This is a genomic window from Planococcus salinus, assembly GCF_003719725.1.
In the GTDB taxonomy this organism is placed as follows: domain Bacteria; phylum Bacillota; class Bacilli; order Bacillales_A; family Planococcaceae; genus Planococcus; species Planococcus salinus.
Genome location: NZ_RIAX01000002.1, coordinates 169,195 through 195,469 on the forward strand (window position 1 = coordinate 169,195; position 26,275 = coordinate 195,469).

Here is a 26,275-nt window from a genome sequence, read left to right on the forward strand (position 1 = left end):
TTTCAGGAAATATACGAATCATATACCGTTCGTCTTGCGAAACAATTCTTTGCACGTTCACGGTCTTCGGACGTTTGGAAACTGAGAACCAAAATACCAAAAACATCTTCCCGTGTTTCCAAAATCCGCAAATTGACAATGCTGATCTGCTCTTCTGCCAAATAACCCGTCAGCTCTGAAATGATGCCTGGTACATCAGGAATATCAATATACAAATCGAAAACGGAATACAGAGCCCCGTGTCCCGCAATCGGCAATTCATCACGGACCATTTTGGCCTGATGGAAATACTGCTGTATGGCGTGCGGGTCATTTTGCTCCAGCAAATATTTCAATTGCTGCATTTCTTCCATCCAATTGTCCATTTGTTCAACAATCATGTCTTTGTTCTGAGTGGTGATATCCCGCCACATGACCGGGTCGGATGATGCGATTCTGGTAATATCCCGGAACCCGCCGGCTGCCAGCTGGCGTGTAAAGGAGTATTCGCTTTCCTTATCCAATTGATGAACCAGAGAAGCAGCGATCAAATGCGGGAAATGGCTGACCACCGCTGTCATATGATCATGATCAGCCGCAGCCAGCACTTCAATTTTCGCTTTCGTCACCGACAACAGGCCTTTCAATTGTGAGATGTTCGCTTCGCTCGCCAGCTTGCCGGGCGTCAATATGTAAAAAGCATTTTCAAATAAGACATCCTTGGCTGCCTCGACTCCGCTTTTGTGGGAGCCAGCCATCGGGTGGCCCCCGATGAAAATATGCTGCAGGTTCTCTGCCGCTTCCATGATGACTTGTTTGGTGGAACCGGTGTCACTCAATATAACGCCTTCTTTTAAATCCCAGAACTTGCTTTGTTCCATCAATTTAACAGTAGCCCCTACCGGAGTTGCAAAGATGATAAAATCCGCTTCAGAAGCCGCTCTTTCAAGAGAAGGAGGAGAACTATGTATAATACCCATTTTAAACGCTTTTCTGGCAGTCAGTGCGTCAGCATCATAGCCGGCTACATGGATGCCTTCATGACGCTGAAGCGCTTTTGCCAGCGATCCCCCGATCAACCCGAGGCCGATTACGAGTACTTGTGCTTTCATTGATTGCTCACCTGGCTGTCTTTCAGGAGATCCGGGCGCAATTTCGTCGCCTCATTCATGTAGATATGCTGCACATCTTTTTGGGCCAGTTTAGTCTCAACATGCATCATGACACGGATGCAAAGCGGCAAACTGCCTGGAACATCCATCTCATGGGTACACATGACCGGCACATACGTCCAATTCTCCAGTGTTCTGACGGCTTTTGCAGGAAAAGCTGACGAGATATCCGTCGTCGTAGAGATTATAACTGACGCCACATCATCGGGTTCAATGTTGTTTTTCTCAATTATTTCGAGCACCAATCGTCTGGTTTCTTGTAGTATTTGTTCAGGCTGATCAGCAGTAACCGTGATCGCGCCTCTGACTCCACGAATCATATCAGAACCTCTCCAATCTTTGAAAGTAGTTGTTGAAAAGCCGCTTCAGCTCTTTTCTCTTCGATCATTTCCATGAATGGCTTCCCGGTTTCTTCGAGCAACACAAAATTCAATGTTCCTCTGGAAGATTTTTTGTCCTTTTTCATGTAAGCCAGTAAAGAATCAAATGGGATCTCAGTCAGTTTGGATAACGGGTAGCCGTGTGATCTGCACCAGAACAAATACTCCTCCAACCGGGGGTGATCGGATAACAAAAGAGCATACGCCATTCCGAGCGCCACTGCTTCACCGTGTGTAATCTTCCCATACCCTTCATAGCCTTCGATGGCATGTGCCAGTGTATGGCCGAAATTCAAATATTTTCTCATGCCGCTTTCAAATTCGTCTTCTTCCACAATGGCCGCTTTCACCGCTATGCCTTTTTCGAGGTGGGCAATCATTTCTTCATCTGTTAAATCGCTGAACTTCCGGTTTTGGAGCAGATCTGAAAGCCATTGCTCATTCGAGATAAAAGCGTGCTTAATGACTTCCGCCATACCCGAACGAACTTCTTCAGCAGGCAGGGTATGCAGCAGTTTGGTATCATACAAAACTGCTTTTGGCTGATAGAAGGTGCCGATCATATTCTTTCCAAGAGCATGGTTGATGGCCGTCTTTCCCCCGACAGCACTGTCATGAGCCAAAATCGTTGTAGGAAGTTGAATATAAGGGATGCCCCTCATGAAAGTGGAAGCGACAAACCCTGCCACATCCCCTGTTGCGCCTCCGCCAAACGCCAGCAGCAATGTTTTTCTGGAACACCCTTCGGCCAACAGGAAGGAATGGCACTCCATAAAGGTTTCCACCGATTTTGCCTGCTCGCCAGCCGGAATACGAAAAACACTGACATCAAATGGTTTCAGGAAAGACAGCAAATAGTCCAGGTGAAGCTCGGCAACTTTATCATCTGCCACTATCACAATTTTATCGGCATCACTTAACAAGTCGCGATATAAATCATGAAAGAACTTAAACACATTTGTTCCAATATGTACATTGTAAGGATGGTCAGCTTCGACTCTCAGTAACTTCATCAATCAGAACTCCTTCGAATATGTCAGGTAATCCTGCAGATTCGCTTGTAAGCGCGGCAGTTGGTCGGCATCAAACTGCTCGATCAGAGAATTGGCGACTTCCCATGCAACTACGTGTTCGGCAACAACGGAGGCAGCCGGCACTGCACAGCTGTCAGAGCGCTCAATACTTGCCTGAAAAGGTTCTTTTGTTTCAATGTCAACGCTTTGCAACGGCTTATAAAGCGTCGGAATCGGCTTCATGACACCTCTGACGATGATTGGCATGCCCGTCGTCATTCCGCCTTCAAAACCGCCCAGATTATTGGTTTTCCGTTTATAACCCTGCTGTTCAGACCACAGGATTTCGTCATGGACCTGGCTTCCGGGTCTTCTGGCCATTTCAAAACCGAGGCCGAATTCCACACCTTTAAATGCATTGATGCTCATAACCGCACCCGCTATTTTGGCATCGAGCTTCCGGTCATAATGGACATACGAACCGATCCCGGCCGGCATTCCTTCAACAATGACTTCGACTGTCCCGCCTATCGAATCGCCATTTTTTTTGGTTTCATCGATCAGGTCCGTCATTTGCTTGGTCACGGATGGATCTGCGCAGTACACTGCATCCTGCTCAACGATTTCCCTGATTTCTTTTACGCTCTTTCCCTGGTAAGTTTCGGGATTTACACGGATTCCGCCAATCTCTGTCACTTGCGACACGATTTCAATGCCCAATTGGGATAATAACTGCTTCGCAACTGCCCCTACTGCTACTCGAACGGTAGTTTCACGAGCTGAAGAGCGCTCCAACACATTGCGGAGATCGCGGTGGCCATATTTCATCCCACCGTTCAAATCCGCATGACCTGGCCGTGGACGTGAAATCTGGCGTTTCACCTCATCGGTTTCTTCAATTGGTTCAATCCCCATGATGTTGGTCCAATGTTTCCAATCATCATTCTTCACCACTAGAGTCACCGGCGAACCCAACGTTTTACCATGTCTTACGCCTGAAACGATTTCCACTGTATCTTTTTCGATTTGCATTCTTCTGCCCCGGCCATGGCCTCCCTGGCGTCTTTTCAATTCCTTGTTAATCATGTCAGCTGTTAAGGGCATTTGAGCCGGTAAGCCTTCTATGATGGCGGTCAATTGTGGACCGTGGGATTCTCCTGCTGTTAGATAACGCATTTACACTTTCTCCCTTCAACTCGCTAAAGTATTTATGTATCACTATAACATATAGCTTTTCTACAATTCTATCTTAATTTTAGATAAAACAAAACTGTCCAAAATTTATGGACAGTTTTTATGAAAACAATAAAAAAAAGACAGCTAAGCTGCCTTTTCGGTGATTAGTTTACCCAGCTGTTCGCTGTTTTTTCGTAAGAAACCAACTCTTCTTCTTTGAAGAACAAACCGATTTCACGTTCAGCACTTTCAGCTGAATCAGAACCGTGGATCATGTTTTTGCCGACAGTTACAGCAAAATCGCCGCGGATTGTTCCGGGAGCTGCATCTTTCGGGTTTGTTGCACCCATCATTTGACGAGCAGTCAAGATGACGTTTTCGCCTTCCCAAACCATTGCGAATACAGGACCTGAAGTGATAAATTCAACCAATTCGCCGAAGAAAGGGCGTTCTTTGTGTTCTCCGTAATGCTGTTCAGCCAATTCTGTGGGGATCTGCATCAATTTAGCACCAGCCAATTGGTATCCTTTTTTCTCAAAACGCGCTACGATTTCACCGATTACATTGCGTTGTACACCATCAGGTTTTACCATTAAAAATGTTTTTTCCATTATGAACACTCCTCTTTTAAAAGCTTGGGCAAATTGCCCGCCTTAAAAAATACTATCATTCTGCCCTTATTTGTCAACTGCCACTTCAGAACTTCCGTTTCCCGATAAAAAAAGCGATATTGCGCATGGTTCTGTTGGCAGCACTTTTCGGAAGATAGGATAATTCCTTCAATGCTTTATGCAGATAACGTTCGCTCATCATTTTTGCTTCACCCACAGCCGGACTGTTCCGGATCATCTCCACAATTTCCACTCGTGCATCATCGGACAGGTCCTGTTTCAGGTTTGCTTTGAGCACTGCATAGATGGCGGGGTCTTTTCGCGCACACAATACAGGGAGCGTGATATTGCCGTTCATAAAATCGCTGCCAGCCGGTTTTCCAAGCTCTTCGTCCGACGCTGTAAAGTCCAGAATATCATCGATGATTTGGAACGACATACCGATAAAGTAGCCGAACCTTCTCAAATGGGCGGCGGTCTTTTCATCTGTGCCAGAAACCAAAGCCCCCAATTCGCAGCTTGAAGAAATAAGCAAAGCGGTCTTGCGTTTGATGCGCCGCAAATAAGAACGCAGGTTTTGGTCCAGTTTGTATTTGTCTTCAATCTGGATGATTTCACCACGGCACACTTCAATCATCGTCTTCGACAAAATATGATGAATCGAAGGCATGTCGATTTCAGTGATGTGCTCTAAAGCTCGCGCCAATATAAAATCTCCCGTATACATCGCTACATTGTTGTTCCACTGTGCTTTGACTGTCGGCTGACCTCTTCTGATCTCAGAATCATCAATGACGTCATCATGGACCAGCGAAGCCATATGGATCAATTCAAGAGGAACTGCCACTTGTTTCATCACATCGATATTGTAATTGCCAAATTTGCCGGCAAGCAAAACAAAAACAGGGCGGATTCGTTTTCCTCCGGCCTGCAGTAAATGAAGCGAGGCGTCGTTTAATAAGTGAGATGAGGAATCCACTGCCTGTTCTAATTCTTTTTCAATAATTTCCAACTCCGGTCTAAGGTCGGAATAAAGCAATTTCAACTTCATCTTTTCCACTTAACAACCTTCTCCCGCAAATTAATATACTTTTTTTGTCCCTAAATGAAGCGCTGCAGCTCCACCTGTGTACGGTTTGTATTTCACTTTTTCAAAGCCGACTTGCACAAAAAGCTTGGCCAACTGTTTCATGCCCGGAAATCCTTTGGCAGATTCCTGCAGCCACGAATATTCCTTATAGCTCTTCGCAAAAAGCTTGCCGAACACCGGCATGATAAATCGGAAATACAGTCTGAAAAAAGGCTTGAAAAACAAGTTATTGGGCTGTGAAGTTTCCAGGCAGGCAATAACGCCTCCCGGTTTCAACACTCTATGCATTTCTGACAGCACTTGCCGGTAATCCGGAACATTGCGCAAGCCAAAACCAATCGTCGCATAGTCAAAAGAATTGTCAGGATAAGGCAGTGACATGGCGTTGCCTTGAATCATATTCACCTGTGGCAGGTGTTTTGTTTTCTCAATTCCGACATTCAGCATGTTCTGGCTGAAATCCAAACCGACTACACGGCCTGACTCTCCTGTCGCTTCTGCCAATGCAATCGTCCAATCACCTGTGCCGCAGCAGACATCAATAGCCGAAGCCCCTTTTGGTACCTGCAGCTTCTGCATGGTGTCGCGCCGCCATTTACTGTGCTGCTGAAAGCTGATAACGGAATTCATCTGATCGTAATTTCCGGAAATTTTCTCAAAAACTTCGTGAACACGCTGTTCTTTCGTTTTCTGCATCTCTGTCATCCTTCTCGGGTTAGCTGCTCAGCTCTATGCTGGTGCGGGGTTATTTTATGAAGCAAATAGTTTTTCAGGTCATACGGTAATAAATGGTGATTGACCAATTCCAGCATTTCTTCTTCCAATTGGTCGAGCTTTTCCATCAGCCATGTCTCAATACTGGCTGCCGGTTGAAGCGAATGGTATAAGGTTTTCAATAATTGTGTGTGTACTCCAGCTTCCCAATAAGCCAATTCTTCTGAATAACGGACATACTGAAGAGACACTTCAGCGAGCTGAGCGTATTCTTCATAACCGTAATATCTGTAGAATGTGGTCAGCAGATCCGATTCGATGATTTGCACCGAACGCTCAATTTCTTCTTCAGAGCGGATCACCGTTTCATAAAACGAAGTCTTTTGTTCGCTGACTTTGGTAATAGCCGTTGCTAAACGCTGGATCAACGTAAAATTATTCAAGTTGGCAAGCATCTGGTAATAGATGCCACTGTAAAAATCACCGGCCAGGACAGTCAGCTGTTGTTTTTTGGTTGTCGCAACTTCCTTTACCTGATCATGGGCATGCAAGGCAGCATAAACGATGGAAACAGTCTTAGCTGAAGCCTCAATTTCACCTGACCATGGTTTTCCTGTAAAAAGCGGCAATAGCAAAAAAAACAAACGTGTTCGTTCGATCGATGGGCCTCCCGTGCAGGTTTCCAAGGTCCGTTGACGAACAGCGTTCTTGACATCACTTTCCATTAGCCTGATTTTCGAATGTATTTGTTGTTCATTCATACTGCTTGCTCCATTCATGATTTAGCCATACTGCATAAGTATATCATAGGCAAAGCATTGCAATCATCTGATACTGCCTATTTTTTCGCTTCGCTCTCTATGATTCCGTGGGCAGAATGGATCTCTGCTTTCCCACGGATTTTCATGGCCGAAGTATGCTCGGTAAATTGGGCAATCATCACTTCACCTTTATCCAGTTTTTCAGTATGGTGAAATTTAGTATCGTTCCCTCTGGTCAATCCGATGACATTTACGCCATCTTCCTGGGCTCGAATCACTACATATTCCGGTTGTGCCATCTTTCCACCCGCTTTTCTTTTTTTCAGTTCATATTTATATAAGTAATTACTTCTGATCGCTTGACATCATCATGTTCCAGCATTCCTCTGGATACAGCGGTCACTGTTTTAGCCCCGGGCTTTTTAACTCCCCGCATCGTCATGCACATATGCTCTGCTTCAACCATTACATAAACACCGTGAGGATTCAATGTTTCCATCAGGGAATCAGCGAGAGTCGAAGTGATGCGCTCCTGCAGCTGAGGGCGTTTGGATACTGTTTCCACAGCACGGGCCAATTTGCTTAAGCCGGTAACGACACCGTCACGGGGAATGTAGGCAATATGAACTTTTCCAAAGAAAGGAACTAAATGGTGTTCACAAGTTGAAAAGAAAGGGATATCCTTTACCAGCACCAATTCTTCATGCCCTTCATGAAAAACCGTTTGAAAGTACTCTCTGGGATCTTCCTGCAGGCCGGAAAAAATCTCCGCATACATCTTCGCCACCCGTTTAGGGGTGTCAAGCAATCCTTCTCTCCCAGGATTTTCTCCAACAGCCTCCAATATCATTGAAACAGCCAGTTCGATTTTTTCCAAGTCCACTTCTTTTTTTATCATTACATCTGCCACTCTGTTTCCTCCTGTATAAGACGAGTCCATTATTTGTGTTACGGCAATTACGCAAGCGTGCCAGGATGTTCCAGAGGCCCGCAGCAAGCATTCGAAACCTTGCTTCGACAAGGCGCCTGATTTTTCAGCTTGCCTTTTTCAGGCCGCCTCCGCTTTTCTGTGTCCAGTCTCCAGCGGCCTGCCTCTCGAGGTCATAAGCCAGACACTGTCTAGTCTCCAGTGCCTAGCTCTTCGGGACATAAGGCAACCCAGCTGTGGGGCAAAGAGCGCCACTTCGCTGGTCTGCCTTATGTCTGTCAGAGCTGAACAGGCACTTCCGCTTTTCGGGACTGTGCGGCTGAAAACATGCCGCTTCGCCGTTCTGTCTTACGCTTGTCAAGGCAGAACGGCCGCCTCCGCTTTTCTGTCATTATCACATGAATTCTAGCATAAGAACCTCTGTTTCGCAAAACAGAGGCTCAAAAAAAGAATGACTTCTGCGAGAGCCAGTCTCGCAAAAGTCATTCTATGTACAATGCAGAAGCTTATTTCACTGCGTCTTTAAGCGCTTTACCTGGCTTAAATGCAGGAACTTTGCTTGCAGCGATTTCGATTTCAGCACCAGTTTGCGGGTTACGTCCTTTACGGGCCGCACGCTCGCGAACTTCAAAGTTACCAAATCCGATTAATTGTACTTTTTCACCTTTAGTAAGAGCATCTTGAATCGTTTCAAATGCAGCGTCAACTGCTTTTGCAGCGTCTTTACGAGAAATATCAGCTGCTTCAGCAACAGAGTTCACTAATTCTGTCTTGTTCATGCCATTCACCTCCTCTCAAAGGGGATGCATTACATCAATCCTGTAAAAAGAGTATCACAACGAAAATCGCATAGCAACAACTAAAGCAGCGCATTCCCCAGAAAAAGGCTAATTTATGGTAATTTTTTACTTTTGACGGTTTTAATCCGAAAATACCCGTCATTTCAAGGTTCTCAGCTGTTCATAAAGACGGGTTCGTTATTTTCGTCAATGGTGTAAGGCAAAGAGTATGCCGGAACAATCGGGCTTTCTTCATAAAGAAGAAAACGGATATCCTGTCCCGCTTCCAAGCTGCCTTCGTATTCCTGAATGGCAGTGTACAGATCCATCGTATAGTCGATGTAGACGTCGCCGCTTCCTGTCACCACAAATGGTAATTCTCTGCCGCTGTATGGACTGCTGACTGTCTGTTCTTCACTGAACCCCATGGCTTCGTAATTGAATTTGTACACATTATCTGCCACAGTTTCAGAAATTGGCGCACGTCCCCCATTTGCATTTTTCCGGATATTGATGGACCGGATGGCTTCTGCGACCCGCAAGTCCACCAGCTTTACAGTTGGAGCTTCTTCGACATCCATCAGCACGTACTGATAGATTCCACCCGTTTCAAAAGCATTGGGAGGGATTTCAGCTGTATAATCCGGCACAATTTTAGAAAAATCAACAGGATACTTGATGTATTGATCAACGTCCATATCCCGTGTCTTGATCGGCAGCAAACCGCCGGTAGCTTCCCGGTATTGATCCACTGCGTTTTGCACAGTGTTCAGTTGATCCCCATACGGAATTTGGTTTCCGGCTCTTTCGCTTTCAGGGAGCATACAACCAGACAGCAGTGCGAGAACGACTAAGATGATTGATAACAATTGGTATTTTTTCATATTTCTCACCTCAAGCGCCGCCAGTAGGGCCGCTGAATACCGTGAATATCATGATAAAGAATCCAAGAATCAGCAAAACATACGCGACTAACGCGAATAGAAATTTAAAGATGCCATTTTTCAGTTTGTATCGGCTCAAGTAAATCAAGCCCATCGATATGATCAAAAAAGCAATTCCGGCAAATGACACCCACATTTTATCCAAAGAACTCATGATTGGCCGCCTTTCGTTCAGTTTCAGTCCATAGTATAGCATAAAAAAAGAAGAGGCAGCTGTGTGCTGCTTCTTCTTTTGTGACAATTACAGTAAGTCGATCAAGTCTTCCATTTCATTCTTTTTCATGCGGCCCATCAGCTTATCAACAGCTTCTGTAGTCGATACCCCTTCGAACAGCACCGCATAAAGAGTGGCTGTAATCGGCATGGGGACATTGTAGGCTTCTGCCAATTGATAAGCGGCTTTGGTTGTCCGGATGCCTTCGACCACCATCCCCATTTCCTGCAGCACATCATCCAGCGACTTCCCTTTTCCCAACATATTCCCGGCGCGCCAGTTTCTTGAATGGGGACTCGTGCAAGTGACAATCAAGTCTCCGACACCGGTCAATCCAGAAAACGTCAATGGAGTCGCTCCCATTTTCACACCAAGACGCGCGATTTCCGCCAGTCCTCGTGTCATGAGAGCAGCTTTAGCGTTGTCGCCATAACCCAACCCATCGGTGATGCCGACAGCAAGAGCAATGATATTCTTAAGCGCTCCACCGATTTCGACTCCAATCACGTCTTTATTGGTATAGACTCGGAAATAGTGGTTCATGAAAAGGTCCTGTACCCGCTCGGCTGATTTCGTGTTTTCACAGGCCGCCGTAACGGTTGTCGGATGTTCCAGCACCACTTCTTCTGCGTGGCTTGGTCCGGACAGGACAACAACGTCTTCAATCCATTGTGCCGGAATTTCTTCCCGGATCATTTCACTGATTCGTTTCAGCGAATCAGGTTCAATTCCTTTTGATACATGGACAAACAAAGCAGGTTCCACCATATTTTCCTTAATCTTGACACAAACTTCGCGGATTGCCTTTGTCGGAACAGCCAATACATAGATTCTGGCGTGCCCTACAGCTTCCGGCAAATCCGATGTCGCTTTTAATCCATCCGGCAGACGGATTCCTTTTAAATAATTTTCATTGGAATGCTGGTTGATTTCTATGGCTTGTTCCGCTCTGTGTGTCCAAACGAGTAAATCATGGCCGTTTTGAGCCAGCACATAGCTCAGCGCGGTCCCCCAGCTCCCTGCTCCAAAAACAGAAACTTTTTCCATAATGATGCACCACCTTTTAGCAATTACGTGCGGGCACGTGTAATCAGCCGCAACGGAGTTCCTTCAAAGTCAAAGCTTTCACGGATCCGATTCTGCAAAAACCGTTCGTAACTGAAGTGCATCAGATCCGGCTCATTGACAAACACCACAAAAGTAGGTGGTTTCACCGCCACTTGTGTCGCATAATACAGACGGAGTCTGCGGCCTTTATCAGACGGTGCAGGGTTCATCGCTACAGCATCTTCGATCACTTCGTTCAAAATGCTCGACTGAATGCGTCTTGAATGGTTTTCATTTACTTTGTTGATCACTTCCAGAATATTATGGACGCGTTTTCCGCTTATAGCGGAAACAAACATGATGGGTGCGTAATCCAGGAACAAGAAATGTTCCCGAATTTTACGTGTCATTACGTTCATTGTCTTTTCGTCCTTTTCAATGGCATCCCATTTGTTGACCACAATGACAATCGCTTTTCCGGCTTCATGCGCATAACCGGCAATTTTCTTGTCTTGTTCCTGAATGCCTTCTTCCGCATTTAAGACGACCAGCACAACGTCAGAACGTTCAATTGCACGAAGGGCCCGAAGCACACTGTATTTTTCAGTGGTTTCATATACTTTCCCTTTTTTCCGCATTCCGGCCGTGTCAATGATGACATAAGGCTGTTCATCGTATTCGTACTGCGTATCGACAGCATCCCGGGTCGTTCCGGCCACTTCACTGACAATGACGCGCTCTTCTCCTAAGAAGGAGTTGACAAGTGACGATTTCCCGACGTTTGGCCGTCCGATCAATGAAAATTTGATGACATTGTCCGGATACTCCTCTTCGTCTTCTTTTGGAAAGTTCTTGGCCACTTCATCCAGCAGGTCTCCAAGACCCAATCCATGAGAGCCGGAAATCGGAAACGGTTCCCCCATCCCAAGCGTATAAAAATCATAGATCATGTGTTTCATGTCCGGATTGTCTATTTTATTGACTGCTAAAATGACCGGTTTTTTTGTCCGGTACAGGATTTTTGCCACTTGTTCATCCTGTACGGTCACACCGTCACGTCCATTGACCAAAAAAATGATGACGTCGGCTTCGTCCATGGCAATTTCCGCCTGATGCCGGATTTGTTCCAAAAATGGTTCATCGCGGAGATCGATGCCTCCAGTATCGATGATATTGAATTCATGTGTCAGCCAATCAGCCGAACTGTAAATGCGGTCACGCGTGACTCCTGGAACATCTTCCACGATGGACACCCGTTCTCCTACCACGCGATTAAATATCGTGGACTTCCCAACGTTCGGCCGGCCGACGATTGCTACTACCGGTTTTGACATAATAATTTCATCCTTCCACTTCATATATTGCCTATTATACACGAAAAAGACGATGGCATCGCTTAAATGTCCATCGCCTTCAAAGGTGCAATATTCAGTTTTTCGCCCGATTGGCAAAGTCGTGCAGGTCAAAGCCACGGAGCGTCAAATAATGAGCCAGGTCCCCCGAAATAATGAGAGGACAATGTGTCAGGTCTTTTAAGGTTTTTGCGCCCAACGCTGTCATCATCATTGTTAAATCATCGTACAAAGCCATCACTTCCTCTATCAGTGGCTTCTCCCCCTGCTTGACAGCCGTCTTCAGGAAAGAACCCGCCAATCCGGCTGCGTCTGCTCCGAGAGCACATGCCTTGATAACATCCTGGGCATGCTTGATGCCCCCTGATGCCAAAACTGTTTTTCTGCTGACGCTTGACACATCAACAATGGCTGCTGGCGTCGGAATGCCCCAGTCCTGAAAAAAGGACAGCTTCCGTTGACGCCGTTCGTTTTCAACTTGCGCAAAGTTGGTTCCTCCGCAGCCACTGACATCAATGGCAGCGATGTTCGTGTCATTCAATTTTTCAGCCGTCTCACGGGAAATGCCAAACCCTGTCTCTTTCACGATAACCGGAACATTAACATTTTCAGCGATCTCATTAATCCGCTCAAATGCTCCTGTAAAGTCCCTGTCTCCTTCAGGCATCGTCAATTCCTGAATCACATTCAAGTGAATCTGAAGTGCATTTGCTTCAATCATTTCAACCGCTTCATTTGCCTGCTGCAGTGAGGCTTCACTGCCGAGATTGGCCATTATGATCCCTTCCGGATTTTCTTTCCTTACCACCTGATAAGTAGCGCGTTCGCTTTTGTCTTTGAGCGCTGACATCTGAGAGCCGACAGCCATTGCCATGCCTGTTTCTTTGGCAACACGCGCCAGCATGGCGTTCAACTTCTCAGTGTCGGCGCCTCCTCCACCCGTCATTGCATTAATAAAAACAGGTGACTTCAACTTCAAATCACCTGTTTCCGGTTTTAAACTGATGTTCTGCACACCCGTATTCGGCAATGCCTGATGGACAAAACGGATGTCATCGAACATTGTGTCGGCTTGCTGGCCGGTGGATAAAGCAAATTGAATATGATCCATCTTCCGTTTAGCTCTCGACATCTTACTCGGATTTAAAGCCTTTCAATTTGTCGCCAATTACATCACTGATGGAGAATCCGGATGATTCTTCAGGCATATCATAATCCGAATAATCATTTTCCTGCTCTTTTTCCTGCAACTCTTTAATGCTGAGTGACAAGCGCTTATCCGCCTTGTTGACTTCCAGCACTTTCACCTGAACTTCTTGCCCTTCACTCAATACCTCATGTGGGGTGCTGATGTGCTTATGGGCAATTTGTGAAATGTGGACAAGGCCTTCCACTCCAGGGAACACTTCGACAAACGCACCGTAACTGACAAGGCGTTTCACTTTGCCTGTATGAACCGATCCTTTTGGCGCTTTGTCTTCAATCGAATCCCAAGGCCCTGGAAGCGTATCTTTGATGGATAAAGAAATCCGTTCGGCGTCCCGGTCAACTGAAAGTACTTTTACCGTGACTTCCTGTCCTTCGGTAACCACATCTGAAACTTTGTCAATATGTTCATGTGATAATTGAGAAATATGGACAAGGCCGTCGACTCCGCCAATGTCGACAAATGCACCAAAAGAAGCGATTCTCTGCACTTTGCCTTTCAGCTCATCGCCAGGATGGATATTTTCCATCACTTCTGCTTTTTGCGATTCTTTTTCCATCTCAACGACCGCCCGGTGAGACAAGATCAGGCGATTATTTTCTTTCTCCATTTCTACAATTTTAAAAGTCAGAACTTTCCCTTTGTAATCTTCGAAAGACTCGACAAAATGATCCTCCACAAGAGATGCCGGGACAAAACCGCGGACGCCCAAATCGATTACTAATCCGCCTTTTACGACATCTTTCACTTCTGCTTCGATGATTTCGCCAGACTCAAATTTTTCTTCCAAGGCATCCCATGCCTGTTCAGCATCGACTTTGCGCTTGGACAATACATAATTTTCATCTTCCACCTTCGTGATCACCAAATCGAGTTCATCTCCGACTTCGACGGAATCTGATGCTTTTTCAATATGAAGGCTTGATAACTCACTGATAGGAATAACTCCATCGAAAGGTGCTCCTTCGATCGTTACGGTCACTGCTTTTTCTTCAATTTTAGCAACTATACCTTTTACGCGATCCCCTACTTGAAGATCCCCGTTTTCCATCATGTTCATTTCCTCAGACATAAGTAGCCCTCCTTCACAAACTATCCATCTTTTATTTTATTCGAATTCTCTAATAAAAACAAAAATAATCACTTATTTTCCTGGTATTCATCAAGAATTTTTTGGATATTCCCCATGATCGCTTCGGTTACTTCGTCGGCGGATGCTTTTCTCTCCCTGAACGGCTCCATGCGAATCGGTTCTCCGTAAACCACTTTCACTTTTCGGAATGCCTTATAAGGGCCGATGATGGCACATGGCATCACATCTGCATTTCCGCGCAACGCAAAGAACCCGGCTCCACTCAACCCTTTTTTAAGCACTCCGTCAGTCGAGCGGGTCCCTTCTGGAAATAGCCCGACAACATTGCCGCTTTTCAATAACTTTAAGGCGGTCCGCAGTGCTTCCCTGTCACTCATCCCGCGTTTGACGGGGAATGCATTGACTTTCGGAAGAATCGGCCCCAGAATCGGGGCTTTGAACAGTTCTTCTTTTGCCATGAAGTGGACAGTCCTTGGCGCTGTCATGCCAACCACCGGTGGATCAAGCGCATGAATATGATTGGAACAAAGCAAAATCCCCCCATCTTTCGGAAAGTTCTCAGCTCCGATCACTTCGAAACGATACATGGGTGTTAACACGGTTTTAACCAATGCTTTTCCGAACGTATACAAATTCACTTTACTTCAACCTTTCTGCTGTCAGTTTTAAGATGGCGAGGGCCGCTTCCTCTATAGTCAAAGCAGTCGTATCCAGGAAAATGGCATCTTCCGCTTTGCGCAAAGGTGCGAACTCACGCTCACTGTCCAGTTTGTCACGTTCGGCAATTTCTTTCTGCAATTCTTCCAGTGGGGTATCAATGTTCCGTTTTTTGTTTTCCTCAAACCTTCTTCTGGCACGTTCTTCAACAGAAGCCGACATGAATATCTTCAATGCTGCGTCCGGGAGCACATGTGTTCCGATGTCACGTCCATCCATCACCACTCCGCGCCCATGAGCCAGCTGTTGCTGTAAATGAACCATCTGCTCACGCACTGCTTCATGGGCTGCAATTTCCGAAACGGCCTTCGTGACATATTGCGATCGAATATCTTCGGTCACATTTTTCTGATCCAGAAAAACAAGCTGCCCATTCTCTGACGGCTGCAAATCAATGACGGTGTTTTTCAGCAGTTCACCCACTTCCTCATTGCTCGCCAGGTTTAACCCTTCCTGTAACGCTTTTAATGTAATGGCACGGTACATCGCGCCTGTATCAATGTAAATATACCCTAATTTTTCAGCCACAATCTTTGCGATTGTACTTTTTCCAGCCGCCGCCGGACCATCAATCGCAATTTGTATCGGTTTCGTCAAAACAGTCACCTCGTCATATGTAGTCAATGTATTTTAACATAGAAAAGCGCAGGCGCCTATCCAGCCTCGACAAGCGCTGGAAGGCCTGTGGGGAATGGCGTCCCTTGCCATTTCCGGCAGGACTGAAGCGTCTCGAGAGGCTAGGCGCCGGAGTCTGGACACTAGAAAAGCGCAGGCGGCCATTGCTTCAAAAATTTGCCCAACAGCTTTCAGGCATCAAAAAACCCGGAACTCACGGGTTCCAGGCGGGTGAATCTATGCGTGTTCCTTTCATTTCAAAAGAAGTCACTATGAATGTCTCAAGGCTGGATGTCGGGCCGGTTGCGGTAATGCGTCAGTGTCAATTGGTGGGCCTGCTTTACTTTCCGAAGGCCGAACCACCAAAGAAAGAGCATAAAAGGGACGATACCATACAGCCAGTTGCTGTCGTTGAAGTACAATATTGCATTGTAAAGCATATGCAGCGCCAACGAAGCGCACAAAGCCCAAACCAGCCATTTCCTGCCTGACTGATGATTCGAAAACTTAGCCCTTCCGAAGTAATACCCCATGACCACACCGAACAGAGCATGACTTGAGACAGGCAGGAATGCCCGGATAAAAGCTATTTCCAGGCCAAATTCCAAAAGATACAAGATATTTTCAACCGTGGCAAAACCGAGGGATATACTTGCTCCATACAAGATCCCATCATATGGGTCTTCGAAATCGACATGCCGATAGATGGCGATGACCAATACAAGCCATTTAAAAAATTCTTCCACGATACTGGCAAATAGCACCGATTGGGTAAAAACATTTGAAAAGACACCTTCAGCATCGAAAACATACTGAACAAAAAGAATCGGAAATGTCAGAACCGCACCGTAGATAAAACAATGGAACAATAATTTAGAAGGCTCTGTAGCGAACTGATCGCGCAGATAGAAATAACTGAACAACGCCAAACTTGGAGCAATCGCAACTGTTAGAAGGATTATCATGGACATGCTCCTTTGACTGGAATAGCTTCATTATACCACGGACGACCGTTAATTTTTGCCATTGAAACCGTTACGAAAGACTCAAATATGGAAAGTCTTTTCGTCGATTCCTTTTCCTGCGGACAGGACGATTGCCAGTTTGATCCGGGCTTTTTTGCTGTCATAATCACTTCCCAGAAAAACTCCGCGGGACATTAAGTCATGGGCGCTTCCGGGATAACCATAGGTGGGGTATGTATTGCCTTCTTCAGCGCTTGTTGTCAGAACGACCACCACTCCATTCCGGCATGCTTTCTCAACGGATTTCACCATATGGGGAGAGATCTGCCCACGGCCTGCCGCTTCCAGAATAATGCCACTTGTTCCGCCTTCAGTTAAAAGATCAATCATAAAGCCATCCTGTCCCGAATAGCATTTGACGATTTCGACACGCGGGATCGTGTCTTCCACCTCGTAAACTTCCCTCATAATCGGTTTCTGATAAACCTTGACCTCATCATTGTCAATGATCCCTAAATAGCCATGACCAAAGGAATCAAATCCCTGGAGGTTGCTGGCATGCACTTTCTTTACATACTTGGCTGTATAAATCCGTTCATTGAAAACGACGACCGTTCCGGTGCAGCGCAGTGTTTCATCAACCGATACGTAAATGGAGTTGCGTAAATTGGAATAGACATCCGTCCCGACATCGTCCGGTGAACGCTGAGATCCTGTCACGACGATGGTTCGTTCATCTGAAATGGTCAAATCCAGGAAATAGGCGGTTTCTTCCAACGTGTCCGTTCCGTGAGTCACAACGACACCGTCCACGGAAGGGTCATTGAGCTCTTTTACAATCGCTTCGCGCAGTTCCAGCATTTGAGGAAAACCGATATGCATGCTCGGCAACTGAAATACATCGATCACCTTCACTTCTATCTCTTCAGGCAACTGGCAAAGCTCCGCCAGCTCTTTTCCTGAAATCGCCCCTGATTTCAACAGTCCTTTAGAAACTTCTTTACTGGCAATTGTGCCACCTGTTGTTATCAAGGAAACTTTCTTTTTCATCTGTCATCACCCCTGGATTAATATATGTATCGATAAAAATAACAAAAGCACACTTAACGTGTGCTTTCCCGTGCTGCAATGGCTTGGGCAATTTGCCCACCGTGAAATCTGCCGTTTTCGATGAATATTTTATTGGCATTATTTCCCGCCGCAATCACTCCTGCGACAAACAGATTTTCCACGCCGGTTTCCATCGTTTCTTCGTCAATTACAGGACAGCCTGAAACCAGGTCAATTTCAATTCCCATGCTTCGTAAAAATGCATGATCGGGATGATAGCCAATCATCGCAAAAACGAAATCATTCGGTATGGTTTGCTTGGTATCGTTAACCGTCAGTTCCACTTCATCGTCTGCAATCCGATCCACCATCGAATCGAACAGCATGGTGATCTCGCCTTTTCGGACCAGGGAATCGAATTCCGGCAAAATCCATGGCTTGATGCTTTTCGAATAACTGGTCCCGTGATAGGAAACCGTCACACGGCTGCCGGCTTTATGCAATTCCAATGCTGCATCCACGGCAGAATTCTTTCCACCGATGACCAGCACATCCTGATTGAAATAAGGATGCCCTTCTTTGAAATAGTGCATGACTTTGGGCAAACTGGCACCTGTCACTTCCAGATCATTGGCCTGATCGTAATAACCGGTTGCCGCTATCACATACTTTGCCTGATATGTCTTTTTCGAAGTTTCAACGGTGAACAAAGTATCTTTGCTTACTTTTTGGACCTTCTCGAACGCCCGGACTTCAATGCCGCTCATCTTCACCGCTTCCCGGTAATATACCAGTGCCTGGTTCCGTTTCGGCTTTCTGTTTTCGGTGATGAAAGGGATTCCGCCTATTGATAGCTTATCGCTCGTGCTGAAAAAGGTTTGATGAGTAGGGTAATTGTAAATGGCGTTGACAATATTGCCCTTCTCAATGACAACCGGGTGAAGGCCTATTTCTTTGACAGCCATTGCAGCCGCCAAACCACAGGGGCCTCCCCCAATGACAATCACATCTGTGTACTCCATAATCTACCTCTCTTACTTTTTCAGAATCATTTACAGAATGATTCTGGTATTCTTTCCTGTCAGCTAGTGCAGCAATTTCGGATAAATGGAAAAAAGGTGGAATTCCGCTTCCGCCCCTAATCGAAAAGGCAAAGTCGTAGTGCCAAAACCGTTGCTGACAAGTTCCACTTTTCCATCTTTTTCCGTCAATGCCCCTTTTTCATAAAGACCCAGTGGCCCAAAGCGAATTTGGCCCCCATGCGTATGTCCGCCCAGCAGCAGGTGCACCTGGTACTTTTCTTTTATGCGATTAAATACAAAAGGGGTATGCGAGACAAAAATAACGGTGTCATCCTTGGAAACATTGGCAAAAGCTTTTTCAAAGCCATTTTCCACAAATCCAAAATAATCGATTCCCACCAATTTTACATGAGCTTCGCCAAACAATGAAACCGATTCGTTTTCTAAAATATGAATTTGATGCTTGTGCAGCAATTGCCTCAATTTTTCTTCTCCAACTTCACGGTCATTATTGCCCCACATAAAGTACACGGGAGCAATTGCCGATAAAACCTTCAAATTGCGATCAATTCTATGCAGCGGCACTCCTTTTTCTGCAAGGTCTCCTCCAATGACGATTAAGTCCACAGGAAAATCAATCAAATCCTTTTTAATCGTTCTTCTGTGGATATCTGAAATAAACAACATCTGAAATGGAGAAAAAGGCTTTTTGGTCTCAAGTTCCACAGTATGATGCTTCAGCTTTTCCTTAAAAGCGTTTCGCCACATAAAAAGAAGCAGCGCACTGGCTGCCAGGCCGCTTTGATAAATCCATTTCACGTGCAGATTCCTTTCAATACAACAAAAAACATAAGCAACTTCCTGCCTATGCCTTGTCATTCCTTATTTTTTCAACCAGTTTGTTCATACATTACAGAAGCTCGTGGCTCCCGAGGCGAACGATGGCTAAACATTCATCATTCAGAAAGAATGTCCTGAAAAACTGAGTTCACTTGCAAGTATACCTCTTCTTTTATCAGGCTGTCACCAACTTTGGCCGAAATCATGGCAGAATCAAAGTTTGTCCCGGACTGATCGAATTGGATGACAGACCGTTTGCCTGCTTGATTTTCTCAACAGCTGCTGCTGCTCCCGCCGCTCCGTAATTATTAACAGCTATGCGGTATAATGTTTCGCCGGGCTGAACTGTATGTGTTTTCCCGGAAGATGGAGCCTTTTCCTCTTTTTTCTGCTGCTGCCTCTTGGCTTCTTCTTTTTCCTTTTGTTTTTGTGCAAGTGCCTCAGCTTCTGCTTTAGCCTTTGCTTCTGCTTTGGCTTTAGCGGCTTCTGCTTCTGCTTCAGCTTTTGCTTTGGCTTCTTCTTTAGCTTTGGCTTCTGCCGCCGCTTTCGCCTCGGCTTCCGTTTTTGCTGCAGCTTCTTTCTCTGCTTGTTCTTTCGCTGCCGCTTCCTGGCGGGCGAGTTTCTCAGCTTTTTCAGCCTCCGCACGTTCAGCCTTTTCCTGCTCTGCTATAGCGGCAATTTCCGACTGACTCGGAGCTGTGTTGGTTTCAAAACTCACTTCCGTTTCCATTGTGTTGGAAGTGACCGGCTCTTCAGGTTCGTACAAAAAGGCAATATAGAAAAGTAGTGCTACAGGGATTAAAATGAATATGAAGAATAACACTGGCAACAACAAATTTTTTTCTTTTTCAGGTTTTTGTTTTGCGGCTTTCCGTTGGCTTCTTCTGGAAGGCAAATTGCTGCTTTCGTCCGTTATTTTCTGGCGGTTTTTTTCAGCGGATTCATGATAATTTTGATTTCCCATAATAAACTACCCCTATCCTTACTATTATTTACATTATGACGAAAAGTCTGTCATTTGTAAATGTCATATTCACCCATTTTTCATGGGCATAAGGGCTTGGATTCGCGCTTCCCAACTTGTCAGGGTGTCAGGCGTGGTTTTCAATATTCGCTTTCTATACACGGTGTAATCCACCCCTTCAAAACTGCAGCAATTGGCAGGTTTTCGGTCAGTCTGCTGATTGAAACATTCGAGAAGGTAGTCTCGGATGCACCTGCCCCCGACTATCAGACCCCGCATTTTGGCTGCTTGTTTCAGTTTTTCCGACTGCATTTTTCCGATTTGTTGAAGGGTTCCTTCCACTCCTAATTGATTGAGCCAGTAGGAAATGACCCGAAAAGCTGTTTCCCGGATTATCCCTTGCTCTACAAGAGATGAAGCTTGAATTCCGTTTTTGTGTACAGTATATATTTCATGCTCCGTAGGCAGTTCGTCGATCAACAGGCTTTCCACCAGTGCTTCGTCTCCATCCGCATATAACAGAGTCGCCAGAGCCGGCTCGCCATCTCGGCCAGCACGACCGACTTCCTGAACGTAGCCTTCAACGGAAGTCGGCATTTGGAAGTGGATGACGTGACGGATATTGGCGATGTGCACGCCCATACCGAATGCATTGGTGGAGCACACCCACTGCAATTCACCGTTCTGAAATTGCTGCTGAACAAAAATGCGGTCCTGATGCTCCATGCCACCGTGATAATACGAGGCGGCTAAACCAGCCTCTGTCAATAACGCTGCCAGGTGCTCCGATTTCTTTCTTGTTCCTGCATAGACAATGCCGGGCCCTTCGAAATTGGTCACAAAGTCAACAAGCCAATCGGTTTTTTCATCCTGAGTCTTAAACTTTCTCACATCATAGGAAATGTTTGGCCGATCCATCGGATGCTGGTAAACGAAGGGATTTTCAATGGCCAAATATTTTTTGATTTCACTTGTCACTTTTGGCGTTGCAGTCGCGGTCAAAGCAAGAACTTGAGGATGCCCAAGCAACGGAATCACTTCTGCGATCCGCAAATAATCCGGACGAAAGTCAAACCCCCATTGCGATATGCAATGGGCTTCATCCGCAACCAGAAGTGAAACCTGTATCCGCTGCAGCTGCCTTTTGACGAAATCCTGCGTAAGCATTTCAGGGGAAATAAAAATAAACCGGTAAGAGGAAAGGTGTTTCCATACTTTCGCCTTGTCTTCCGATTTCATGAATGAATTGATGGCCACCACCGATTTCTCACCCATTTTCTTTAACTGGGACACCTGGTCCTGCATGAGCGACAGCAAGGGAGAGACAATCACCACACTGCCCCGCAATTGATGAGCCGGAAGCTGGTAACACAAAGACTTTCCCATGCCTGTGGGCAGCAAGGCAATCACATCCTGCCCCTCAAGCACTGCCTCAATGACTTCCCGTTGTCCCGGACGAAACGAAGCGAACCCATATGTAGTAAACAGCAAATCATCCAAATTCATTGTTGCTCCTCCTTTATCGCCAGCGCTAGTCTAATTTGGAAATAACTAGCTTGCGGAATTTTTTGTTTAATGTCCCTCAATCGTTTCGTTTTTTGCGCTTTGCTGACAGCAACGATTTCCTTTAATATTTCATTTGTCAAAAATGACGAGTGATCAAAAGCTGGCTCGTTCATCGCCAGCTCGACAAAATGGTCTTCAATCGTACTTGTTTTCAATCGTCGTATGGCCGCAATTTCCTCAAGCGAATGACCATTTTCAAACAAACTTTTGGTTCGCTTTGCTGTTTCGGTAAGTGCAGATTGCTGGACAAGGCCTTCCGCCAAAAGCGAGAGCAGCGGGGGACGCTGTTGTTCAATCACTTCCAGCCAACCATGCAGAACTTCCACAGTCTGCAACTGTGCATCGATTGGCTGGATGCCATGGACACCGGCTATCTGCTTCCAGGTCATGCCGCTGAGACCGTATCCTGAAAGCCGCTGCATCAGCATCAGCTTCTGCTGATCGGTCGCCTGTATGGCTTTAAACGTTGTTATGAGTTCTGCGTTGAAATCAGCATAAACCGATGGCTCACGAAATCGGATTGCCCTTAAATAAGATTTGACCCATGACTGGATGTCTTCAGCTGTTTGGACCGGATCGAATATGCGTATCCCCTGGCTGACATGGGAAAACGTCTGAATCACCAAAGACAGCCGCTGGAAAAACACCGCCTCGTTCCCCCTGTACTTCCAGCCGTTCAACAACGGCACCGGTGTCTGCAAAGCCATTGCCTTTGCTGTTAAGTGGATGTTTTCTTCGCCTTCCACCAGCAGACCTTGTTCGTAGAAACGCTGCACCGTTTGATCGTATGCCGCTTTTTCCAGCCGCGGCAGAACGGAAAAATATGGATAAAGATGAAAATAGCCGATATCCTGGAGAGTCTGGCCCGATTTTTTTCCTTTGATCAAGTGAAAAGGAGAAGAAACAGTCCGTTGGTGATTAACCGCTTTCATGATGGTAAGAACAAGTTCATCAAATAACAAGACGGGGCCTCCTAACGTTTTTTGGTTGAAAATCTGCACAAACACCTATAGAATGAATACGATAGTATAACTGAACTTGTTCGGAGATAAAGGAGAGGAAAATGATATGGCTAAGTATACCATTGTCGATAAAGATACTTGTATCGCCTGTGGCGCTTGCGGAGCTGCTGCACCTGATATTTACGATTACGACGATGAAGGCATCGCGTTTGTTATTCTAGATGATAACATGGGAACAGAGCAAGTTCCAGATGAACTGGAAGAAGATATGGAAGATGCATTCGAAGGATGCCCTACAGATTCCATTAAAGTGGCAGACGCTCCATTTGACGGAGACCCTTTAAAATATGAAGATTAATCTTCAGTGAAAAAGCTGCGCTGAAAGCATAAATGCTTTCAGCGCAGCTCTTTTATTTTATGGTTATTGGTAAATTGCCCGCTGTTTTTCAATCCATGACTGCATACTGTTGAATAACAGGATGACTACCACTGTCAGCAGCAAGCCTTTGATCAAGTTGAACGGCAAAATTCCCAGAACGATTGTAGTGAATAACGCATTGCCCGTCTCTGCTGGCATATTCAGGAAATACGTATACATCGGCAGGAACACCAGGTAATTGAGAAGGCTCATTCCAACCGCCATCGTTAACGTGCCAATCGCAAGACCAAACACAATCCCTTTTTTATTCGATACTTTACGGTATACTGCATACACCGGCAAAATGAACAGAATGCTGGTTACGAAATTCGCCATGTGACCAACCGGTACTCCAGTAGGGCTTCCTGCAAACAGCCAATCCAGAACGTTTTTAAAAAATGCGACGAGTATTCCGGCTACCGGTCCCATGGTAATGGTGGCAATCAATGCCGGTACGTCACTGAAATCCACTTTCAGGAACGCCGGTAACGCCGGCAACGGGAAGTTGAAAAGCATCAGGATAAACGAAATGCTGCTCAACATACCAATGACAATCATTGCTTGTAACTTTTTGTTCTTCATATTCCTCTCTCCTTGTCGTGATTCACCAGAAGAAAGGTTTGGATCGCAATCGTCTTAACATGATAAAACCCTTAAGCTCAAAAGAGACTTAAGGGAGAAAAGGCACACTGAATAAGCGTTTTGCCTGCATGTAAAAGACAAACGTCCGCACCTTCACCTTCTCCCATCCAGACTATACTGTCGGCTTTGGAATCTCACCAAATCCTGCTTTTTACGGCTCGCGGGCTTATGAACACAGTTCAATTACCGCCGGTAGGGACTCTCACCCTGCCCCGAAGATGAATCGATATTTTGTTGCTATCTTTATATTATTAGAAAAAAGGCACAATGTAAATAGAAAAGCTTACATTGTGCCTTTTTGTGTTTCTCTGTTCAGTTAATTGGCCATTCCAGGCGGTTTGCAGCTGCCGGCATCGGCAATGGGGCAGTGAAATCGTAGCGGTCCCATTGCTCCTGCACCACATTGCGCAGCCTTACCTGTTTGCCGAACGACTTGGCTGTCAGCGACAGACCTTCAATCATCCGGACCGCTTCGTCTTTCTCCAGATTTTCCAAATTGACCGCCTCTGAAAATTCCAGTTCAATGATGTCTTCCGTCTCGGTGACGGTAAAAGACATATCCCCAGGAATCAGCGGATGGTGAAAATCGTTCGGCGCTTCAGTCATTGCATTGAATGCTTCTGTTGGAGAAGTGTATTCCATCCCATAATCCGGAGTTACATAAATATCGCCCCGGGCTGTCGTATAAGCGTAGTAAGCGACATTGGTCACAGAAGCCTCCAGGGGCTCAAGTTGGCCCACTTGATCAAAATCGGCCAAAGAGCCATCTTCCTGAACAACTGCAATTTCCTCCGCACCGCGGAATGTTTCTTTCAAACTTGCAGTGTATACGCCGATGGCAGCTGAGGCCATATCGTACTGATGATCTTCAGGCAATTGATGTTCAACGCGCTGACCCGACAAAGAAATTGTTCCGAGGTACGGATGGTATTCATCGAAACCGAGGGCTTCTTCATCGATTTCCCCGGCGTATTCATTATACAAATTGACGGTATTTACATCTTCTGCACCAAGGTCCTGTTCCACCTGCTGATCGGGAATCAGGAACGACACTGGAATGACAAAAGCATTTTCCGTCAAGCCAACGGTGAACAGTGCATGATTCTCCAAATCTTCTTCATAAACAGCGACCGTTTGAGACTGGGCCTCCATCATAGAAAAAGTTTCAGCCGATTCTTCATCAGCGGATTCGGAGATCCCCGCGGCATCTTCAGCTGCCCTTTCTCCGCTTTCGCTTTCTCCCGAAGTGATGGAACCTTGCTCTTCTGCCTGGTCCGCACCGCTCATTTCGTTCTGGCTGCCCTGACTTAAAAGTGAGGCCAGCAATATACCGAAAGTGACGAAAGCCAGTGCGGCGACCATAAGTGGCAGCCAGCGCTTCGCTTTTCCATTGGTTACCGGCCGGTGGTTCTTCAACCGAAGATATACTTCTTCTTTCGGCCGCTCATCATGGATTTTGGGGAAATCCCGCAACAAATTTTCGATGTGCTCATCGTCCCATTTGTTATTCGACATTGGCATTTCCCCCTTCCTGTTGAGTTAGTTTTTCCCGCAGTGATTTGATGGCGCGATGTTGTGTTGTCTTTACTTTCCCTTGTGTCCAACCAAGGACCTCCGCTGTTTCAGCAATCGACAAGTCCTGAAAAAACCGCATGATGATAACCATTTTCTGATCCCCAGTACACGTATCAAGCGTTTGGTACAATAAAACCTTGTCTTCGTTCAACATCGAAACTTCTTCAGGAATTCGCTCATGTGACACCAGTTGCTGCGTTTCCCAGTCGAAATGATCCATCGAATGTTTTTTTCTGACAGCAGCTTTCCGGAAATGATCGATAGCCACATTCTTGGCAATCGAAAACAGCCATGTCTTCTCTGAGCTTTTTCCTTCAAAACGGTCATATGCCTTGAACACACGGATATATACTTCGTGCATCAACTCTTCAGCCAAATGGCGGTTTTTCACCAGATAAATGAGGAATTGAAATACATCTTGATGGTATTGATCATAGAGCCGATGGAAAACGGAGTCCTTCATCTACTCCCCCCGTTCT

30 protein-coding genes and 1 riboswitch are annotated in these 26,275 nt (G+C 45.9%); of the genes, 1 reads left to right on the top strand and 29 read right to left on the bottom strand.

Annotated elements, in window-relative coordinates; all coding sequences use genetic code 11:
• Window positions 1-2 precede the first annotated feature (2 nt).
• From EEX84_RS03485 to EEX84_RS03610, 26 genes are all read right to left on the bottom strand, one after another.
• Window positions 3-1,091 carry a prephenate dehydrogenase gene (locus tag EEX84_RS03485; RefSeq protein ID WP_123164197.1) on the bottom strand — a complete coding sequence of 363 codons (1,089 nt, stop codon included), beginning with the start codon at window positions 1,089-1,091 and terminating at the stop codon, window positions 3-5.
• A complete protein-coding gene (gene aroH / locus EEX84_RS03490) occupies window positions 1,088-1,471 on the bottom strand; it encodes a chorismate mutase (RefSeq protein WP_123164198.1) in 384 nt (127 codons plus the stop codon). The genes EEX84_RS03485 and aroH overlap by 4 nt, the downstream gene beginning before the upstream one ends.
• The gene (aroB, locus tag EEX84_RS03495; RefSeq protein WP_123164199.1) at window positions 1,468-2,544 is read right to left on the bottom strand and encodes a 3-dehydroquinate synthase; all 1,077 of its coding nucleotides are present in this window, start codon (window positions 2,542-2,544) and stop codon (window positions 1,468-1,470) included. Before aroB ends, aroH begins: the two co-directional genes overlap by 4 nt.
• A gap of 3 nt (window positions 2,545-2,547) precedes the next feature.
• Window positions 2,548-3,720, bottom strand: a complete 1,173-nt coding sequence (gene aroC, locus EEX84_RS03500) for a chorismate synthase (protein ID WP_123164200.1) — start codon at window positions 3,718-3,720, stop codon at window positions 2,548-2,550.
• A gap of 164 nt (window positions 3,721-3,884) precedes the next feature.
• Window positions 3,885-4,331, bottom strand: coding sequence for a nucleoside-diphosphate kinase (gene ndk, locus EEX84_RS03505; protein ID WP_123164201.1), 447 nt, complete (start codon window positions 4,329-4,331; stop codon window positions 3,885-3,887).
• A gap of 85 nt (window positions 4,332-4,416) precedes the next feature.
• Window positions 4,417-5,391: a heptaprenyl diphosphate synthase component II gene (gene hepT / locus EEX84_RS03510; protein ID WP_123164202.1), complete on the bottom strand. Its 975-nt coding sequence runs from the start codon at window positions 5,389-5,391 to the stop codon at window positions 4,417-4,419.
• A 21-nt stretch (window positions 5,392-5,412) separates the two neighbouring features.
• Window positions 5,413-6,117 carry a demethylmenaquinone methyltransferase gene (locus tag EEX84_RS03515; protein ID WP_123164203.1) on the bottom strand — a complete coding sequence of 235 codons (705 nt, stop codon included), beginning with the start codon at window positions 6,115-6,117 and terminating at the stop codon, window positions 5,413-5,415.
• 5 nt (window positions 6,118-6,122) lie between these two features.
• Window positions 6,123-6,896 (bottom strand): heptaprenyl diphosphate synthase component 1, encoded by a 774-nt coding sequence (locus EEX84_RS03520; RefSeq protein WP_123164204.1) that lies wholly within the window; start codon window positions 6,894-6,896, stop codon window positions 6,123-6,125.
• Window positions 6,897-6,973: 77 nt separating this feature from the next.
• The gene (mtrB, locus tag EEX84_RS03525) at window positions 6,974-7,195 is read right to left on the bottom strand and encodes a trp RNA-binding attenuation protein MtrB (RefSeq protein ID WP_123164205.1); all 222 of its coding nucleotides are present in this window, start codon (window positions 7,193-7,195) and stop codon (window positions 6,974-6,976) included.
• A gap of 23 nt (window positions 7,196-7,218) precedes the next feature.
• The gene (gene folE, locus EEX84_RS03530) at window positions 7,219-7,794 is read right to left on the bottom strand and encodes a GTP cyclohydrolase I FolE (protein WP_123164466.1); all 576 of its coding nucleotides are present in this window, start codon (window positions 7,792-7,794) and stop codon (window positions 7,219-7,221) included.
• Window positions 7,795-8,330: 536 nt separating this feature from the next.
• Window positions 8,331-8,603: an HU family DNA-binding protein gene (locus EEX84_RS03535; RefSeq protein ID WP_123164206.1), complete on the bottom strand. Its 273-nt coding sequence runs from the start codon at window positions 8,601-8,603 to the stop codon at window positions 8,331-8,333.
• Between the two features lie 173 nt (window positions 8,604-8,776).
• A complete protein-coding gene (locus EEX84_RS03540; RefSeq protein WP_123164207.1) occupies window positions 8,777-9,487 on the bottom strand; it encodes a hypothetical protein in 711 nt (236 codons plus the stop codon).
• A 10-nt stretch (window positions 9,488-9,497) separates the two neighbouring features.
• Window positions 9,498-9,701: a DUF2768 domain-containing protein gene (locus tag EEX84_RS03545; protein ID WP_123164208.1), complete on the bottom strand. Its 204-nt coding sequence runs from the start codon at window positions 9,699-9,701 to the stop codon at window positions 9,498-9,500.
• An 87-nt stretch (window positions 9,702-9,788) separates the two neighbouring features.
• Complete coding sequence (locus tag EEX84_RS03550; RefSeq protein WP_123164209.1) at window positions 9,789-10,808, bottom strand: NAD(P)H-dependent glycerol-3-phosphate dehydrogenase; 1,020 nt, start codon at window positions 10,806-10,808, stop codon at window positions 9,789-9,791.
• 23 nt (window positions 10,809-10,831) lie between these two features.
• Window positions 10,832-12,142, bottom strand: a complete 1,311-nt coding sequence (der, locus tag EEX84_RS03555) for a ribosome biogenesis GTPase Der (protein WP_123164210.1) — start codon at window positions 12,140-12,142, stop codon at window positions 10,832-10,834.
• A gap of 94 nt (window positions 12,143-12,236) precedes the next feature.
• Window positions 12,237-13,271, bottom strand: a complete 1,035-nt coding sequence (gene fni, locus EEX84_RS03560) for a type 2 isopentenyl-diphosphate Delta-isomerase (RefSeq protein ID WP_275669724.1) — start codon at window positions 13,269-13,271, stop codon at window positions 12,237-12,239.
• 22 nt (window positions 13,272-13,293) lie between these two features.
• A complete protein-coding gene (rpsA, locus tag EEX84_RS03565; RefSeq protein ID WP_123164212.1) occupies window positions 13,294-14,439 on the bottom strand; it encodes a 30S ribosomal protein S1 in 1,146 nt (381 codons plus the stop codon).
• 68 nt (window positions 14,440-14,507) lie between these two features.
• The gene (locus tag EEX84_RS03570; RefSeq protein ID WP_123164213.1) at window positions 14,508-15,098 is read right to left on the bottom strand and encodes a lysophospholipid acyltransferase family protein; all 591 of its coding nucleotides are present in this window, start codon (window positions 15,096-15,098) and stop codon (window positions 14,508-14,510) included.
• 1 nt (window position 15,099) lies between these two features.
• A complete protein-coding gene (gene cmk, locus EEX84_RS03575) occupies window positions 15,100-15,774 on the bottom strand; it encodes a (d)CMP kinase (RefSeq protein ID WP_123164214.1) in 675 nt (224 codons plus the stop codon).
• Between the two features lie 299 nt (window positions 15,775-16,073).
• Window positions 16,074-16,757 (bottom strand): glutamic-type intramembrane protease PrsW, encoded by a 684-nt coding sequence (prsW, locus tag EEX84_RS03580; protein WP_123164215.1) that lies wholly within the window; start codon window positions 16,755-16,757, stop codon window positions 16,074-16,076.
• A gap of 81 nt (window positions 16,758-16,838) precedes the next feature.
• Window positions 16,839-17,807, bottom strand: coding sequence for an asparaginase (locus EEX84_RS03585; protein ID WP_123164216.1), 969 nt, complete (start codon window positions 17,805-17,807; stop codon window positions 16,839-16,841).
• Window positions 17,808-17,860: 53 nt separating this feature from the next.
• Window positions 17,861-18,829, bottom strand: coding sequence for a YpdA family putative bacillithiol disulfide reductase (locus EEX84_RS03590; protein WP_123164217.1), 969 nt, complete (start codon window positions 18,827-18,829; stop codon window positions 17,861-17,863).
• 63 nt (window positions 18,830-18,892) lie between these two features.
• Window positions 18,893-19,648 carry a metallophosphoesterase gene (locus tag EEX84_RS03595; RefSeq protein WP_123164218.1) on the bottom strand — a complete coding sequence of 252 codons (756 nt, stop codon included), beginning with the start codon at window positions 19,646-19,648 and terminating at the stop codon, window positions 18,893-18,895.
• Window positions 19,649-19,871: 223 nt separating this feature from the next.
• A complete protein-coding gene (locus tag EEX84_RS03600) occupies window positions 19,872-20,633 on the bottom strand; it encodes a LysM peptidoglycan-binding domain-containing protein (protein WP_123164219.1) in 762 nt (253 codons plus the stop codon).
• 69 nt (window positions 20,634-20,702) lie between these two features.
• Complete coding sequence (locus EEX84_RS03605) at window positions 20,703-22,139, bottom strand: RecQ family ATP-dependent DNA helicase (protein ID WP_123164220.1); 1,437 nt, start codon at window positions 22,137-22,139, stop codon at window positions 20,703-20,705.
• Entirely contained in the window at window positions 22,136-23,161 is a 1,026-nt protein-coding gene (locus EEX84_RS03610) for a YpbB family protein (RefSeq protein ID WP_123164221.1), read from the bottom strand. The genes EEX84_RS03605 and EEX84_RS03610 overlap by 4 nt, the downstream gene beginning before the upstream one ends.
• A 106-nt stretch (window positions 23,162-23,267) precedes the next feature.
• Here EEX84_RS03610 and EEX84_RS03615 point away from each other — a divergent pair, with 106 nt between their 5' ends.
• Window positions 23,268-23,519, top strand: coding sequence for a ferredoxin (locus tag EEX84_RS03615; RefSeq protein ID WP_123164222.1), 252 nt, complete (start codon window positions 23,268-23,270; stop codon window positions 23,517-23,519).
• A 63-nt stretch (window positions 23,520-23,582) separates the two neighbouring features.
• On the opposite strand, the gene EEX84_RS03620 is transcribed toward EEX84_RS03615, so the two are convergent.
• From EEX84_RS03620 to sigX, 3 genes are all read right to left on the bottom strand, one after another.
• Window positions 23,583-24,161, bottom strand: coding sequence for an ECF transporter S component (locus tag EEX84_RS03620; RefSeq protein WP_123164223.1), 579 nt, complete (start codon window positions 24,159-24,161; stop codon window positions 23,583-23,585).
• Window positions 24,162-24,312: 151 nt separating this feature from the next.
• A riboswitch (FMN riboswitch) is annotated at window positions 24,313-24,445 on the bottom strand.
• An 88-nt stretch (window positions 24,446-24,533) separates the two neighbouring features.
• The gene (locus EEX84_RS03625) at window positions 24,534-25,736 is read right to left on the bottom strand and encodes a hypothetical protein (RefSeq protein WP_123164224.1); all 1,203 of its coding nucleotides are present in this window, start codon (window positions 25,734-25,736) and stop codon (window positions 24,534-24,536) included.
• The gene (gene sigX, locus EEX84_RS03630; RefSeq protein WP_123164225.1) at window positions 25,726-26,259 is read right to left on the bottom strand and encodes an RNA polymerase sigma factor SigX; all 534 of its coding nucleotides are present in this window, start codon (window positions 26,257-26,259) and stop codon (window positions 25,726-25,728) included. Before sigX ends, EEX84_RS03625 begins: the two co-directional genes overlap by 11 nt.
• Window positions 26,260-26,275 lie beyond the last annotated feature (16 nt).